The following is a 15254-nucleotide window of genomic DNA, read 5'->3' on the forward strand; positions in this document are numbered from 1 at the left end:
CCGGCCGCCCGCCCCCGGGGGTCAGGTGCCCGCCATTCGGATGACGCGGGCGCCGGGTCCGCGCACGGCCCGGCGTGACGCGTACGCACCGCTCCGCGTCCGTACGCGCCCGGGGACGTAGGCCGGTCGGCGCACTCCGGCGCGCGCGGGAGCCGTCCTCTCCCTACCTTGACTGAATGATCGTCAGTTCTTCGGCCCGCTTCACGGCAGGGGTGACCGCCCTCCTGCTGGTGTTCCTGCTGCTGCCGCTGCTCGTGATGTCCGCGGCCGCCTCCGTCGCCGCGCCCCGGCCCGAGGAGCCGATGCCGCCCCGGCCGAGCGCCCGCGTCGACGCCGCCGTCCTGCGCCGGCCCGGCACCCAGGTGCGGCTGCCACCGGGCGGCACGGCCCCGCCCACCCTGTCCGCGCGGTCCTGGCTGGTCGCCGACGCGTCCACGGGCGACGTGCTGGCCGCCCGCGACGCCCACCGGCGGCTGCCGCCCGCCTCCACCCTCAAGGCGCTGTTCGCGCTCACCGTGCTGCCGAGGCTCGGGCGCGAGACCCGGCACACGGTGAGCGAGAAGGAGCTCGCCGGCATCGGCGACGGCAGCAGTCTCGTCGGCGTGAAGGAGAACCTGACGTACCGGGTCGCCGACCTGTGGCACGGGGTGTTCCTCCACTCCGGCAACGACGCGGTACGGGTCCTGGCCGGGATGAACGGCGGCTGGGAGGAGACCGCGCGGCAGATGGAGGCCACGGCGCGCTCCCTCGGCGCGCTCGACACGAAGGTCGTCTCACCGGACGGCTACGACGCGCCGGGACAGGTCTCCTCCGCGTACGACCTGGCCGTCTTCGGCCGCGAGGGGCTGCGCCACCCGGACTTCGCGCGGTACTGCGCCCTGCCGTACGCGTCGTTCCCCGCGGGCGGCTGGTCCTACGGCATCCGCAACACCAACCGGCTGCTGACCGGGGAGGACGGTGTCGCCCGCTACCCGGGCGTCATCGGCGTGAAGAACGGCTACACCAGCGGCGCCGGGCACACCCTCATCGCGGCGGCCCGCCGCGACGGGCGCACCCTGGTCGTGACGGTCATGAACCCGCGCGACGGCGGTGCCCAGGCGGTCTACGAGGAGGCCCGGCGGCTGCTCGACTGGGGATTCGGGCCGGGCAGGAAGGTCCAGCCCGTGGGGTCGCTGCTGTCGGCGGCCCTGCCCGTGACCATGGCGGCGGGCGCCACGCGGGAGGCCGCCCCGGCGGCGCCGCCGGCCGCGGCGGGCCCGGCGGCGGGGTCTCCCACCCGCGCCCCGGCGCCGTCGGGCGCCGGCCCGTCGGGCACCCGACCGTCGGGCGCCGGACCGTCGGGCACCGGACCGGCCGCCGGACCGGGGGGCGGGGCCTCACCGGTCGCGTCGTCCGCCCCGGCCGGCGCCGCGTCCCCGGCGGGGACGGGCGACGCCACCGGGCGGGCCGCCGCGGGAGGACCGGCGGGTACGGCCGGCGTGGTGCCGGACGCGCTCCTGCCGGTCCTCGTGGTCGGCTCGGCCTGCGCGGCCGCCGCGACCCTGTGGATGGTGCGGCGGCGGGCCCTGCGCTGAACCGGCCGGGCGGCCGTTACGCCGCCGGCTCGGCCGGGCCGCTGCCGTACGGGCGGGTGATGATCTCCATGGCCTGGCGGGACGGGTCCATGAAGTACAGGCCCCGCCCGCCGTCGTTGCGGTTGATCTCGCCCGGCCGCTCCTGGCGCGGATCCGCCCAGTAGGCGACGCCGGCCTCCCGGATCCGCGCGAACGCCGCGTCGAACTCGGCCTCCGAGATCAGGAACGCGTAGTGCTGGGTGGTGAGGTGCTCCTCGGGGACCGTCGCGAAGTCCAGGGTGACGCCGTTCGCGGTCTGCACCGGGAGGAAGGGGCCCATTTCCGGGCCGACCTCCAGGCCGAGGATGTGGGCGAGGAACTCGGCGGACTCGCGCTTGTCCCGCGCGGCGACGATGGTGTGGTTGAGCTCGACTGACACGTGAATGCTCCAGTGGGCATGTCACGGGCACCTCCATGCCTCACCCGGACGGTGACCGGCACGCGATGCCCTGCGGCGAGCCTAGGAAGATCGCCCGCCGCCCGTCGAGCGCTTTTCGGCCAGGCTCAGCGCCCGCCGCTGGAGCCCCTCCAGCGGGCCCGCGGCGAAGCGGCGCAGCCACAGCGTCGAGGCGACGAGGAGCAGCAGGGACACGCAGGCCCACAGACCCATCACCCACCACGGCCGCCACGCGCCGTCCAGCCGCTCCGCGAGACCGAGGCCGAACCCGTACGCGACGAGCGCGCACAGCACGTTCTGCAGCACGTAGCCGGAGAGGGCCGTGCGACCCAGCGACGTCAGGCCGCGCGTCAGCGGGCCGGGCCGCCGCACCCGGTCCACGACCGCGCCGATCAGCCCGAGGTACCCCACCGCCACGAGCGGGGCCGCGCCGTACCGGCCCAGCAGGAACCAGTCCGGGCCGGCCGCCGCGCAGGCCACGTTGAGCGGCACGCCCAGCCCCAGCCCCCAGCGCAGCATCCGCCCCCGGATCCGGCGCCCCGCGTCGTCCCCGCCGAAGGCGCCCGCCCGCAGCAGCCGCACGCCCAGCAGGAACAGGAACAGCAACAGCCCGAACGTCAGCACCGGCTCCATCCGCAGCGCGAGCGCGTTCTGCAGGCGGAACACGACCTGGTCGCCCCAGCCGCCGTGCGCGTACAGGTCCACGACGCGCTGCGACACCCCGCCGTCCGCGCCGGAGCCGTCCGGCGCCGCGGCCGCCAGCGCCGCGGTCAGCAGGGCCATCAGCGCCAGGTGCACGCCCGCCGCCCACCCCATGGCGCGGCGGCGGGCCCGGTCCGAGCGGGCCAGCAGCCAGGCGGTGAACAGGGCCGTCACCGCGTACCCCATGAGCACGTCCCAGGCGAAGACCAGCACGAAGTGCACCGTGCCCTCGGCGAAGAGGAACAGCGCCCGCCACCGGTACCGGCCCGGCCAGGGCAGCCCGCGCCGCCGCGCCGAGTCGTACTGGATCGCCAGGCCCGCGCCGAACAGGACGGTCAGCAGGGACAGGAACTTCCCGTCCGCGGCCAGCCGGAACACCCCCTCGGCGACCTCCCCGGCCGAGCCGGAGAAGGCCCCGCCGGAGGTGCCCCCGGACAGCACGGCCCACTCCCCACCCGGCTGGGTGAAGATCCACACGTTGGTCATCAGCGTGCCGATGATGGCGATGCCGCGCGCCACGTCCAACAGCGGCAGCCGCCGGCCGGCGGTCGTCTCCGGCGCCGTCGCCGCGCCGTTCCCCGTCGTCGTCGTCATGCCTCCCATCGTCGGGACGGGAGGGGGCGTGTTCGTCGTGACCGGGGACGATCCCGCGCTGCACCGAAGGATGTAGCGGTGGGGCCGGGAACGGCCGTCAGTACGGGGCCTTCCGGCCGGAGAGGTACGTCCGCAGGCGTCGCGTGTCCTGCTCCGTCCAGCCGTCGGGCGGGACGACGGCCGCCCACGCGTCCACGGCGGCCGACCCGTAGCGGTGGCCGTGCGGGGCCTGCACGCCGTAACTGACGGCCATGTCGACGGTGGTCTGCCAGAACGCGACGAACGGGAACCAGTTGATCTCCGGCGTGATGTCGGGGCCCAGCGGCTCGTCCATCCACGCGGGCCGCTCGAACAGCAGGTCCGTCGACCACCAGACGACGGGGTCGGACGCGTTCTGGAGGTAGACCAGGCGCGGGCTCGCCCACGGCGTTCCGGCCGGGCGCCGCAGGTCGACCGCGGGGAACTGCGCGACCCGCACGTGCCGTCCGTCCCGGTACTGCGGCCGCCACACCGGGCTGCCCGGGTCGCGCTCCTCGCGCAGCCGGCGGGTGGCGGGCGAGAAGCCGGGCGTGCCGAGCAGCACCCCGCCGTCGGTGGCGGCCAGCAGCTCGTCGACGGAGCCGTACGACGCCTCGACGGCGTACGCGCCGAGGCTCTCGCCGGTGACGACGAGCCGCGGGCGGGCCCCGGCGGGCAGGGTGTCCAGCCGGGCGCGCACGGCGTCGACGAGTGCGCGGGTCGCCTTCCCGGCCTTCTCCTCGTCGACGAGGAACGACAGCCACGACGGCAGGTACGAGTACTGGACGGCGACGATGGCGGTGTCGCCGCCGTGCAGGTACTCCAGCGCCTGGGCGACGTTCGAGTCCACCCAGCCGCTGCCCGTGGTGCCGGCGACGGCCAGCACCCGGCGTCGGAACGCGCCCGTCCGCTCCAGTTCGCGGACGGCCAGCCGGGCCTGCGCGCGGAACGGCTCGTCCTCGTCGCCGCGGGCGGCGAACGCGCGCGGCAGCCGCGAGCTGACGTACACGCGCACCGGGTCCCGGGCCGGGCCGCCGGTGAAGGCGGCGAGGTCGCGGCGGGTCGGCACGGTGCCGGTGAAGTTGCGGCCCTGGTAGCCGAGGTCCTGCCAGCGCACCAGGGAGCCGGGTCCGCCGGAGACGTACGGGGAGCGGGGCCGGGTCACGCCCTCCTTGGTGCCCCGGTCGGTCGCCGCCGCGATCCGGTCGGCGACGTCCACGACGCCCCGGTCGAAGACGACGTCCCGGACGCCGACCGTCACGACCGCGCCGGTGAGGGCGAGGCCCACGGCCACCGCGACGGGCCGCGGCAGCCAGCCGCCCAGGGCCCGGATCAGCCGGCGCGTCCCCAGCCGGACGAGACGGGCGGCGAGGAGGAGCAGCACGCAGAGGGCGACCGCGACGAGGGCGATCATCACGCCGTGCCAGGTGACCGAGGGGGGCAGGCCCTGGAGGCGCCGCAGCCGGCGCTGCATGTCGGCGCTCTCCGAGAGGAGCCAGCCGGTGAGGACCGGGGCGAGCAGCCAGTACGCCTGCGCGCCCCGGACGCGCACGGCCCGCCGTGACGCCGCGCGGGGCCGCCAGGGCAGCAGCCGCGCGAGGCCGGCGAGGGTCGCGCCGAGGACGTAGCCGATGACGGCCGTGATGCCGCCGACCAGGCCCTGGAGGATCCACGGGCGGGGGACCAGGGAGGGCGTCAGCGACAGCCAGAAGAAGACGGTGGCGACGCACAGCGCGGTGAGGTCCGGGCGGCGCCGCACGATCCGCCGCGGCCCGGCCCGCGTGCGGTGGGGGCCCGGAGGCTTCACGGGCGGGTGGAGGTCGTGGGGTGGGTGGGGATCGGCGGGCTGCGCGGGCGGGTGGGGATCGGCGGGTGCGCGGCGGGGCGCGGGCGCGGGGCGGGGGGCGGTTCGCGTCCGGTGGGGCGCGTCGGGGGCGTCCGGTTCAGGGCGCGGGTCCGGGCCGGGGCGGCGGAGGCGGGGGCGGGAGGTCAGCGTCACGGCGGCGTACCACCGCCGTGGCGCCGCCGCGGACCGCCCCCCGGCACTCATGCGGCGAACGGCAGCCGCACGTTCGCGACGAACGCGAGGAGGTTGGCCCGCATCCGGTCGACCCGCTCCTCCACGGTCAGCGACTCCTCGACGGTGCGGGTCCGCAGCGCGGGCTGCCGCCGGCCGCGCACGTACAGCGGGCAGGCGAGGTCGGCGCAGACGTACAGGCCCACCGTGTTGCCGTCGCGGCCCGCGGCGCCCGCGCGCGGGGCGGCGAGCAGGGCGACCCCGGACGAGGCGTGCGCGGTGAGGCAGACGCGGCAGAGGCTGGACTTCACCGCGCTGGTGCGCGACCGCTCAGGCACCCGCAGCGCCACGCCGACCGGGTCGCCGTCGGGCGTCGCCGACGGTACGACGAGGTAGGCGCGCAGGGGTGCGCCGGGGTCGCGCCAGCCGAGGAAGTCCAGGTCGTCCCAGGGCAGGTCGCCGAAGTCGGCCGGCAGCTTGAGACGGGCGGCCTCGCCCTTCGAGCAGTTCACGAAGGACGCGCGGATCTGTTTGTCGGAGAGGGGTTCCACGTGCCTGGACCGTACGGGACCGCCGCCGCGGGCGCAGTCGAATTATCGTTTGAGGCACGCTCCGTGGGTACTCGGCGACCATGAGTACACACACCGCACCCAGCACCGGCGGCGGCCCCACCCGGTCCTCCGCCGCGTCCCAGCCCCTCCCCCTCTCCGGCGACGACCAGGGACGGATCCGCACGTGCAGACCGGCCCGCGCGGACCGCGAGCCGGACGACCCGGCCGCCCTGGAGTGGAACATCGTCCTGGGCGAGGACTGAAACCCCCGGGGTACCGCCCCGTGAGCGGGGCTACTCCACCAGGTGGGCGCAGGAGCGCGGATGCTTCTCCAGGTACGCCCGCAGGGTCATGGGCGCGTGTCCCGCGAGCCGGCGCACGGTGTCGGCGACCGCGCCCAGCTCGCCCCGGGCGACGGCCTCGTACGAGGTGACCCAGCCGGTGACCTGCCACTCCTCCGCCCCGTACACGGCGCGCGACGCGTACGCCTCGTCGCGGGTCTCGGGCAGGTAGCGGATGGTGCGGCCGGTGGCCCGCGACATCTCCTCGGCCGCCTCGGCGAGGGTGAACGCCTCGCCCCCGGTCACGTCGTAGGTGGCGCCGTCGTGCCGCCCCGGCGCGAGCAGCACCACCGCGGCCACGTCCGCCACGTCCTCGTGGGCGACCGCGGCGACGCGGCCGTTCCCCGCGGGCCCGCGGATGACGCCGTCCCGCCCGGTCATCGCCGGGATGCCCGCCAGGTACCAGCTGTCGCGCAGGGACGTCCACGCCAGTCCCGCGTGGGCGCGCAGGTACTGCTCGGTGTGCCAGTGGTCGCGGGCGAAGGTGAACGTCGCGTCGGGCGCGGCACCCTGGAACGACAGGTACACGATCCGGCCGACGCCCGCGGCGACCGCCGCGTCGACCGCCGTGCGGTGCTCGGCGACACGGCCCGGGTTCTCGTGGCCGGAGACGAGGAACAGCGTGTCGGCACCGTCCAGCGCGGCCCGCATGGCCGCGCCGTCCCCGTACGCGGCGGGCGGCGCCTTCACCGCCCCCGGCACGCCGTCGGGCAGCCGCGCCGGATCCCGCCCGACCAACCGCACCGGCACCCCGGCGGCCCCGAGCCGGTCGGCGACCCGCCGTCCGACCCGGCCGCTCGCCCCGGTGACGGCGATGACCCCGGTCCCACTGACTCCGTCCATGCCTGCAGTCTCCGCCACCCCCACCGACCCGGCGCCCCCACCTGATCCGACCGGACGCACCGGAGGCTCTCCGGTGCCTGCCGGTACGCACCGGTGGCCTTCCGGTGCGCCGCGCGCGGTCGGTGGGGCGGGGTGGTGGGTGCGGCGGGGTGGTGGGCGGGGTCAGTCGTCGGTGAGGTGCTTGTGCAGGTGGACGTCCTCGTGGCCGCCGGGGACGCCCGGGGTGCGGCCCGTCTCGGTGTAGCCGAGCTTCCGGTAGAAGTCGGGGGCCTGGAAGGTGTACGACGACACCGCCACGTGGCGGCAGCCGCGCCGACGCGCCTCGGCCTCGGCGGCGCGGACCAGGCGGGTGCCGAGGCCGGTGCCGCGCTGGTCGTCGCGGACCCACAGCATGTGGATCTCGCATCCGGTGCCCCAGGTCCAGCCGGTGACGCCGCCGACGACCGCGCCGGTGTCGTCGGTGGCCCGGACGGACAGCTCGCCCTCGTCCGTCACGCCGGTGGCGCGGGCGTTGAACTCCGTGAGGGCCCTGTCGAGCAGGTCCGACAGCTCCTTGTCCTCACCGCCGACGCTCAGCCTCACTCGTCGTCACCCCCTTCGAGGTCGCCCTCCGTCTCCAGGAACACCTGCTTCAGCTGCTCCAGGACCGCCGGGTCGGGCTTGGCCCACATGCCGCGTGACTCGGCCTCCAGCAGCCGCTCGGCGATGCCGTGCAGCGCCCACGGATTGGCCTCCTGGAGGAAGGCGCGGTTCTCCGGGTCGAGGACGTAGGTCTCGGTGAGCTTGTCGTACATCCAGTCGGCGACGACACCGGTCGTGGCGTCGTACCCGAAGAGGTAGTCGACCGTCGCGGCCAGCTCGAACGCGCCCTTGTAACCGTGGCGGCGCATCGCCTCGATCCAGCGCGGGTTGACCACGCGGGCGCGGAAGACGCGGGACGTCTCCTCGACGAGGGTGCGGGTGCGGACGGTCTCGGGGCGGGTCGAGTCGCCGATGTACGCCTCGGGCGCGGTGCCCTTGAGCGCCCGGACGGTGGCGACCATGCCGCCGTGGTACTGGAAGTAGTCGTCCGAGTCGGCGATGTCGTGCTCGCGCGTGTCGGTGTTCTTGGCCGCCACCGCGATGCGCTTGTACGCCGTCTCCATCTCGGTGCGGGCGGGCTTGCCCTCCAGGCCGCGCCCGTACGCGTAACCGCCCCACACCGTGTACACCTCGGCGAGGTCCGCGTCGGTGCGCCAGTCGCGGGAGTCGATCAGCTGGAGGATGCCCGCGCCGTACGTGCCGGGGCGGGAGCCGAAGATGCGGGTGGTGGCGCGGCGTTCGTCACCGTGCTCGGCGAGGTCGGCCTGCGCGTGGGCGCGGACGAAGTTGTCGGCGGCCGGCTCGTCGAGGGAGGCGGCGAGGCGGACGGCGTCGTCGAGCAGCCCGATGGTGTGCGGGAACGCGTCGCGGAAGAAGCCCGAGATGCGCAGCGTCACGTCGATGCGGGGGCGGCCCAGCTCGGCGGTCGGGATGGCCTCCAGGCCGGTGACGCGGCGGGAGGCGTCGTCCCAGACGGGCCGGACGCCGAGGAGGGCGAGCGCCTCGGCGACGTCGTCGCCCGCGGTGCGCATCGCGCTGGTGCCCCACAGGGACAGCCCGACGGAGGTGGGCCAGTCGCCGTTGTCGGCGCGGTACCGCTCCAGGAGGGAGTCGGCGAGCGCCTGACCCGTCTCCCAGGCGAGGCGCGAGGGGACGGCCTTGGGGTCGACGGAGTAGAAGTTCCGGCCGGTCGGCAGGACGTTGACCAGGCCGCGGAGGGGGGAGCCGGACGGTCCGGCGGGGACGAACCCGCCGTTCAGGGCGTGGACGGCGTGGTCCAGCTCGTCGGTGGTGGCGGCGAGGCGCGGTACGACCTGGCGGGCGGCGAAGTCGAGGATGTCGGCGACGGCCCGGTCGTGGCCCTCGGCCACGGAGGCGACGGCGGCCGGGTCCCAGTCGGCGGCCTCCATCGCCTCGACCAGGGCGCGGGCCTTGGCCTCCGCCTCGTCGGCGGTGGTGCGGGTCGCGGCGGACTCGTCGAGGCCGAGCGCCTCGCGCAGGCCGGGCAGGGACTGCGTACCGCCCCAGATCTGGCGGGCGCGGAGGATCGACAGGACGAGGTTGACGCGCTCGGGGCCGGTCGGGGCACCGCCGAGGACGTGCAGGCCGTCGCGGATCTGGGCGTCCTTGACCTCGCACAGCCAACCGTCGACGTGGAGGAGGAAGTCGTCGAACCCGTCGTCGTCCGGGCGGTCCTCCAGGCCCAGGTCGTGGTCGAGCTTCGCGGCCTGGATCAGCGTCCAGATCTGCGCGCGGATCGCCGGCAGCTTGGAGGGGTCCATGGAGGAGATCTGCGCGTACTCGTCGAGCAGCTGCTCCAGGCGCGTGATGTCGCCGTACGACTCGGCGCGCGCCATCGGCGGGACGAGGTGGTCGACGAGCGTGGCGTGGACGCGGCGCTTGGCCTGGGTGCCCTCGCCCGGGTCGTTGACGAGGAACGGGTAGATCAGCGGGACGTCGCCGAGGGCCGCGTCGGGGCCGCAGGCGGCGGACAGGCCGGCGTTCTTGCCCGGCAGCCACTCCAGGTTGCCGTGCTTGCCGAGGTGGACCATGGCGTCGGCGCCGAAGCCGCCGTCGGCCTCAGGGGTGCCGATCCAGCGGTAGGCGGCCAGGTAGTGGTGCGACGGCGGCAGGTCGGGGTCGTGGTAGATCGCGATCGGGTTCTCGCCGAAGCCGCGCGGCGGCTGGATGAGGATCAGCAGGTTCCCGCGCCGGAGGGCGGCGAGGACGATGTCGCCGTCGGCGTTGCGGGAGCGGTCGAGGAACATCTCGCCGGGCGGCGGGCCCCAGTGCTGCTCGACCTGCGCGCGCAGCTCCTCGGGGAGCGTGCCGTACCAGCGCTTGTAGTCGGCGGCCGGGATGCGGACCGGGTTCCTGGCCAGCTGCTCCTCGGTCAGCCACTCCTGGTCGTGGCCGCCGGCCTCGATGAGGGCGTAGATCAGCTCGTCGCCGTCACCGGAGGCGAGGCCCGGGACGTCCTCGTCGCCGAAGTCGTACCCCTCCTCCCGCAGCCGGCGCAGCAGCGCGACGGCGGAGGCGGGGGTGTCGAGGCCCACGGCGTTGCCGATGCGGGAGTGCTTGGTGGGGTACGCGGAGAGGACCAGCGCGAGGCGCTTCTCGGCGTTCGGGATGTGGCGGAGGCGCGCGTGGCGCACGGCGATCCCGGCGACGCGCGCGGCGCGCTCGGCGTCGGCGACGTACGCGGGCAGGCCGTCGGCGTCGATCTCCTTGAACGAGAACGGCACGGTGATGAGCCGGCCGTCGAACTCCGGCACCGCGACCTGGCTGGCGGCGTCGAGCGGCGAGAGGCCCTCGTCGTTCTCCTCCCAGGCGGCGCGCGAACCGGTCAGGCACAGGGCCTGGAGGATCGGCACGTCGAGGGCGGCGAGCGCGCCCGCGTCCCACGACTCGTCGTCGCCGCCCGCCTGCGCCTCGGCGGGCTTGGTGCCGCCGGCGGCGAGGACGGTGGTGACGACCGCGTCGGCCGTCCGCAGGCTCTCCAGGAGCTCCGGCTCGGGGGCGCGCAGGGACGCCACGTACAGGGGGAGGGCCTGGCCGCCCGCGTCCTCGATGGCGTCGCAGAGGGCGCCGACGAAGGCGGTGTTCCCGCTCATGTGGTGGGCGCGGTAGTACAGCACGGCGACCGTGGGGCCGGTGGTGCCGCGCGCGGTCCGCTCCAGCGGGCCCCAGGTGGGAGCGGCGGCCGGGGGCTCGAAGCCGTGGCCGGTGAGCAGGACGGTGTCGGAGAGGAAGCGGGCGAGCTGTTCGAGGTTGTCCGGGCCGCCGTGGGCGAGGTAGGCGTGCGCCTCGGCCGCGATGCCGATCGGGACGGTGGAGGTCTCCATCAGCTGCGCGTCGGGGGCCTGTTCGCCGGTGAGGACGACGAGCGGCTTGCCGGACTCGCGGAGGGTCTGCAGGCCCTCCTCCCAGGCGCGGATGCCGCCGAGGAGGCGCACGACGACGAGGTCGGCGCCGTCGAGGAGGCCGGGCAGGTCGTCGGCGGGGAGGCGGGCGGGGTTGGCGAACCGGTACTCGACCGGGCCACCGGCCGCGCGGGCGCTCAGGAGGTCGGTGTCGGAGTGCGACAGCAGCAGGATCACGGCGTGCCGGGCCTTCCTCGGGGTGTCCTCGCCCCGGGTGGTCGTGGGTGGCGGGAGTTCCTGACTCGCGGGGCCCCTCGGGGCCCCGCTCACAGTGGCGGGACCGCGCCGGATTCGCACCGGGCTTCCTCCCTAGGGTCCTGGGACCCTGTGCCGTCTGCATAGTAGAGGCTGCGCGTATGCTCGCCGCCATGCCGCCCAGCTCATCAAAGCCCCGGAACGGGGGCGAAACCCACATACCGGAACGCGTCCGCGACCGCGGCGACGCGTGCCCCGGCGCGCTGCGGCTGCACCGCGCGGACGACGGCGGACTGGCCCGGCTGCGGCTCCCCGTCGGTGTGCTGACGAGCCGTCAGATCACGGCCCTGGCCGACGCCGCCGACCGGTTGGGCGACGGCCACCTCGGCGTCACCTCGCGCGGCAACCTCGATCTGCGCGGACTGCCCGACGACTGCGGACTGGCCCTGGCGGGGCTGCTGGACGCGGCCGGGCTGCTGCCGTCCGCAGCGCACGAGCGGATCCGCAACATGGTCGTCTCGCCGCTCGCCGGGCTCGACGGGCGGGGGTATGCGGACGCGCAGGCGTGGGCCCGCGAACTGGACGCGCTGCTGTGCGCCCAGGCGTGGACCACGGCCCTCTCGGGACGCTTCCTGTTCGCCGTGGACGACGGGCGCGGTGACGTGGCGGGTCTGGGCGCCGATGTGACGTTGCTCGCAGAGCCGGACGGCCGCGCTGTGGTGCGTGTCGGGGGCGCCGGCGGGACGGCGGCGGACCGGGCGGTCGGCGGGGCGGTGGCGGGCGACGCGGCGGACCGGGCGGTCGGCGGGACGACGGCGGGCGACGCGGCAAAGCGGGCGGTCGGCGGGGCGTGGCGGGTGGCGGGCGCGGACGCGCCTCGGGCGGCGCTTGCCGTGGCGCGGGCGTTCCTCGCCGTCGCCCGGGAGGCCGGTACGGGTGCCTGGCGGGTGGCCGAACTGCCCGCGGACTGCGGCCTCGACACCGCCGTGACCCGGCACCTGTCGGACGCGGGCGTGGTGGCGCGGCCGGAGGCGGCGTGGCCACTGCCACTGCCACTGCCACTGCCGGAGACGGCAACGGCGACTACGGGCACGGGCACGGGTACGGGTACGGACGTGGCGCCCGAGCCGGGGGTCGTCGGGGCGGGCGGAGCCGTGGCGGTCGTGGCTCCGCTGGGGCGGGTCACCACCGCACAGTTCCGCGCCCTGGACCCGGGTCCGGCCGGCGAGGTGCGGGTCACGCCGTGGCGCGGCTTCGTCGTCACCGGGCTGCCCGGGCGGGCGGCGGCCGCCGAGCGCCTCGCGGCGCTGGAGGAACGCGGGTACCTCGTGCGGGCCGGTTCGCCCTGGCTGTCGGTCAGCGCCTGCACCGGGCGCCCCGGTTGCGGCAAGGCCCTGGCCGACGTGCGGGCCGACGCGCGACCCCTGGAGCACGGGCTGCCGGTCCACTGGTCCGGCTGCGCCCGGCGCTGCGGCCATCCGCAGGGCGACTGGGTGGACGCGCTCGCCACCGGCGACGGTACGTACGAGATCACCGTACGGACCGCCCCGGGTGCCCGGCCACCAGCCCCGGCCGCAAGCCCCACAGACACCACCCACAGCACCTGACCCACCAGGCACCACACGCACACGCACACGCACAGGCACAGGCACAGAGATGAGCGGGAGCACAGTGTTCGACTACGAGAAGGACGGCGCGGAGATCTACCGCCAGTCCTTTGCCACGATCCGCGCCGAGGCGGATCTCGCGGGGCTGCCCGCCGACGTCAGCCAGGTCGCCGTGCGGATGATCCACGCCTGCGGCATGGTCGACCTCGTCCGCGACCTGGCCTACACGCCCGAGGTCGTCTCCCGCGCCCGCGCCGCGCTGCGCGCCGGCGCGCCGATCCTGTGCGACGCGCAGATGGTCGCCAGCGGCGTCACCCGCAAGCGGCTGCCCGCCGCCAACGACGTCGTCTGCACCCTCTCCGACCCGACCGTGCCGGACCTGGCCGCGAAGCTGGGCACGACCCGCAGCGCGGCCGCGCTGGAGCTGTGGCGCGACCGCCTGGACGGCTCGGTCGTCGCCATCGGCAACGCGCCGACCGCCCTGTTCCGCCTCCTGGAGATGATCCGCGAGGGCGCGCCCCGCCCGGCCGCCGTGCTCGGCATCCCCGTCGGCTTCATCGGCGCGGCCGAGTCGAAGGACGCGCTGGCGGCGTCCGACCTGGACCACATCGTCGTACGGGGCCGGCGCGGCGGCAGCGCCATGGCCGCCGCGGCGGTCAACGCGATCGCGAGTGAGGTCGAATGAGCGGCAAGCTGTACGGCGTCGGGCTCGGCCCGGGCGATCCGTCGCTGATGACCCTCCGCGCGGTCGAGGTCATCGCGGAAGCGGACGTCGTGGCGTACCACTGCGCCCGGCACGGCCGGTCCATCGCCCGCTCCATCGCGGCGCGCCACATCCGCGAGGACCACGTCGAGGAGCGGCTGATGTACCCGCTCACGGTCGAGACGACGGACCACCCCGGCGGCTACCGCGGCGCGCTCGACGACTTCTACGAGGAGGCGTCCGCCCGGCTCGCCGCCCACCTCGACGCGGGCCGGACCGTGGCGGTGCTCGCGGAGGGCGACCCGCTCTTCTACGGCTCGTACCAGCACATGCACAAGCGCCTCGCGCACCGCTACGAGACGGAGGTCGTGCCCGGCGTCACCTCCGTCAGCGCCGCGGCGGCGACGATCGGCAAGCCGCTGGTGGAGGCCGAGGAGGTGCTCACCATCATCCCGGGCACCCTGCCCGAGGAGGAGCTGACGGCCCGCCTGGCGGCGACCGACTCGGCGGTGGTCATGAAGCTGGGCCGGACGTTCCCCACGGTGCGCCGCGCCCTGGAGCGCGCGGACCGGCTGGCCGACGCCCACTACGTGGAGCGCGCCACGATGGAGGGCCGGCGCACGGCGCCGCTCGCCGAGGTGGACCCGGAGACCGTGCCGTACTTCTCCGTCGCGGTGCTGCCGTCCCGCGTCGACACCGGCCCGGCCGCACCCGAGCGGGGCGAGGTCGTGGTCGTCGGCACCGGCCCGGCCGGCCCGCTGTGGCTGACCCCCGAGACCCGCGGCGCGCTGGCCTCGGCCACCGACCTGGTGGGGTACACGACGTACCTGGACCGGGTGCCGGAGCGCGCCGGGCAGCGGCGCCACGGCTCCGACAACAAGGTCGAGTCCGAGCGCGCCGAGTTCGCCCTCGACCTGGCGCGGCGCGGGCACCGCGTGGCGGTGGTGTCGGGCGGCGACCCGGGCGTCTTCGCGATGGCGACGGCCGTCCTGGAGGTCGCGTCGCAGGAGGGGTACGCGGACGTGCCGGTACGCGTCCTGCCCGGGGTGACCGCGGCCAACGCGGCGGCGGCGAAGGCGGGCGCTCCGCTCGGCCACGACTACGCCACCCTGTCCCTGTCCGACCGGCTCAAGCCGTGGGAGGTCATCGCGGAGCGGCTGCGCGCCGCGGCCGCCGCCGACCTGGTGCTCGCCCTGTACAACCCGGGCTCCCGCAGCCGTGACTGGCAGGTCGCCAAGGCCCGTGAGCTGCTCCTCGAACTGCGCGCCCCCGACACCCCGGTGGTCGTCGCCCGGGACGTGGGCGGCCCGGACGAGTCCGTACGGGTGATCCCGCTCACGGACCTGGACCCGACCGAGGTCGACATGCGCACCCTGCTGCTGATCGGCTCGTCGCAGACCCAGGCCGTACGGCGCGGCGACGGCGGCACGGTGGCGTGGACCCCCCGGCGGTACCTGGAGGCGCCCCCCACCGGCGCCTGACCCCGTGCCCCGCCCGTCCGGCGCGCGACGCCGGCTCTACCGGTGTGCCGGGCGGGCGGCGGGGCCGGGCCCCGCAGACGCCACCCAGCCGAGGCCGGGCTCCGGCAGACGCACCCACCGAGCCGGGCCGGGCCCGGCAGCCGCCACCCCCGTGGGTGACGGCCGCCGCCCGGCGCAACCCCGGCGGC

The 15254-nt window shown here is 75.9% G+C and carries 12 protein-coding genes and 1 riboswitch; of the genes, 5 read left to right on the top strand and 7 right to left on the bottom strand.

Translation table 11 applies throughout. The features are described from left to right. Positions 1-176 precede the first annotated feature (176 nt). Positions 177-1574, top strand: a complete 1398-nt coding sequence (locus ACF053_RS10170) for a D-alanyl-D-alanine carboxypeptidase family protein (RefSeq protein ID WP_391953447.1) — start codon at positions 177-179, stop codon at positions 1572-1574. A gap of 16 nt (positions 1575-1590) precedes the next feature. Here ACF053_RS10170 and ACF053_RS10175 read toward each other — a convergent pair whose 3' ends face one another. The 4 genes from ACF053_RS10175 to ACF053_RS10190 form a co-directional block, all read right to left on the bottom strand. Next, a complete protein-coding gene (locus tag ACF053_RS10175) occupies positions 1591-1992 on the bottom strand; it encodes a VOC family protein (protein ID WP_391953448.1) in 402 nt (133 codons plus the stop codon). A gap of 81 nt (positions 1993-2073) precedes the next feature. Further along, positions 2074-3306 (bottom strand): DUF418 domain-containing protein, encoded by a 1233-nt coding sequence (locus ACF053_RS10180; RefSeq protein WP_391953449.1) that lies wholly within the window; start codon positions 3304-3306, stop codon positions 2074-2076. A 97-nt stretch (positions 3307-3403) separates the two neighbouring features. Then, positions 3404-5374, bottom strand: coding sequence for an alpha/beta hydrolase (locus ACF053_RS10185; protein ID WP_391953450.1), 1971 nt, complete (start codon positions 5372-5374; stop codon positions 3404-3406). Next, complete coding sequence (locus ACF053_RS10190; RefSeq protein ID WP_391953451.1) at positions 5371-5892, bottom strand: FBP domain-containing protein; 522 nt, start codon at positions 5890-5892, stop codon at positions 5371-5373. The genes ACF053_RS10185 and ACF053_RS10190 overlap by 4 nt, the downstream gene beginning before the upstream one ends. 80 nt (positions 5893-5972) lie before the next feature. Here ACF053_RS10190 and ACF053_RS10195 point away from each other — a divergent pair, with 80 nt between their 5' ends. Beyond that, on the top strand, positions 5973-6155 hold the full coding sequence (locus tag ACF053_RS10195) for a hypothetical protein (protein WP_391953452.1): 183 nt from the start codon (positions 5973-5975) through the stop codon (positions 6153-6155). Between the two features lie 30 nt (positions 6156-6185). Here ACF053_RS10195 and ACF053_RS10200 read toward each other — a convergent pair whose 3' ends face one another. The 3 genes from ACF053_RS10200 to cobN all read right to left on the bottom strand — a co-directional run bounded on the left by ACF053_RS10200 (position 6186) and on the right by cobN (position 11257). Next, positions 6186-7076: an NAD(P)H-binding protein gene (locus tag ACF053_RS10200; protein ID WP_391953453.1), complete on the bottom strand. Its 891-nt coding sequence runs from the start codon at positions 7074-7076 to the stop codon at positions 6186-6188. Between the two features lie 162 nt (positions 7077-7238). Then, on the bottom strand, positions 7239-7658 hold the full coding sequence (locus ACF053_RS10205; protein ID WP_391953454.1) for a GNAT family N-acetyltransferase: 420 nt from the start codon (positions 7656-7658) through the stop codon (positions 7239-7241). Further along, positions 7655-11257 (bottom strand): cobaltochelatase subunit CobN, encoded by a 3603-nt coding sequence (gene cobN / locus ACF053_RS10210; RefSeq protein ID WP_391953455.1) that lies wholly within the window; start codon positions 11255-11257, stop codon positions 7655-7657. The genes ACF053_RS10205 and cobN overlap by 4 nt, the downstream gene beginning before the upstream one ends. Before the next feature lie 36 nt (positions 11258-11293). Further along, a riboswitch (cobalamin riboswitch) is annotated at positions 11294-11426 on the bottom strand. 22 nt (positions 11427-11448) lie between these two features. Between cobN and ACF053_RS10215 the strand changes: the two genes are divergently transcribed. From ACF053_RS10215 to ACF053_RS10225, 3 genes are read left to right on the top strand one after another with little or no spacing between them, the layout of a single operon-like run. Beyond that, positions 11449-12882, top strand: coding sequence for a cobalamin biosynthesis protein CobG (locus tag ACF053_RS10215; protein ID WP_391953456.1), 1434 nt, complete (start codon positions 11449-11451; stop codon positions 12880-12882). A 49-nt stretch (positions 12883-12931) separates the two neighbouring features. Beyond that, the gene (locus tag ACF053_RS10220; protein ID WP_391953457.1) at positions 12932-13567 is read left to right on the top strand and encodes a precorrin-8X methylmutase; all 636 of its coding nucleotides are present in this window, start codon (positions 12932-12934) and stop codon (positions 13565-13567) included. Then, complete coding sequence (locus tag ACF053_RS10225; protein WP_391953458.1) at positions 13564-15066, top strand: precorrin-2 C(20)-methyltransferase; 1503 nt, start codon at positions 13564-13566, stop codon at positions 15064-15066. Before ACF053_RS10220 ends, ACF053_RS10225 begins: the two co-directional genes overlap by 4 nt. Positions 15067-15254: the final 188 nt, after the last annotated feature.

Source organism: Streptomyces kanasensis, assembly GCF_043077165.1.
GTDB lineage: Bacteria > Actinomycetota > Actinomycetes > Streptomycetales > Streptomycetaceae > Streptomyces > Streptomyces changanensis.

Excerpts from the sequence above, each read along its gene's own strand:
- ACF053_RS10170 (WP_391953447.1), top strand. The coding sequence starts at position 177 with ATGATCGTCAGTTCTTCGGCCCGCTTCACGGCAGGGGTGACCGCCCTC.
- ACF053_RS10180 (WP_391953449.1), bottom strand. The coding sequence starts at position 3,306 with ATGACGACGACGACGGGGAACGGCGCGGCGACGGCGCCGGAGACGACC.
- ACF053_RS10185 (WP_391953450.1), bottom strand. The coding sequence starts at position 5,374 with ATGAGTGCCGGGGGGCGGTCCGCGGCGGCGCCACGGCGGTGGTACGCC.
- ACF053_RS10195 (WP_391953452.1), top strand. The coding sequence starts at position 5,973 with ATGAGTACACACACCGCACCCAGCACCGGCGGCGGCCCCACCCGGTCC.
- ACF053_RS10200 (WP_391953453.1), bottom strand. The coding sequence starts at position 7,076 with ATGGACGGAGTCAGTGGGACCGGGGTCATCGCCGTCACCGGGGCGAGC.
- ACF053_RS10215 (WP_391953456.1), top strand. The coding sequence starts at position 11,449 with ATGCCGCCCAGCTCATCAAAGCCCCGGAACGGGGGCGAAACCCACATA.
- ACF053_RS10220 (WP_391953457.1), top strand. The coding sequence starts at position 12,932 with ATGAGCGGGAGCACAGTGTTCGACTACGAGAAGGACGGCGCGGAGATC.
- ACF053_RS10225 (WP_391953458.1), top strand. The coding sequence starts at position 13,564 with ATGAGCGGCAAGCTGTACGGCGTCGGGCTCGGCCCGGGCGATCCGTCG.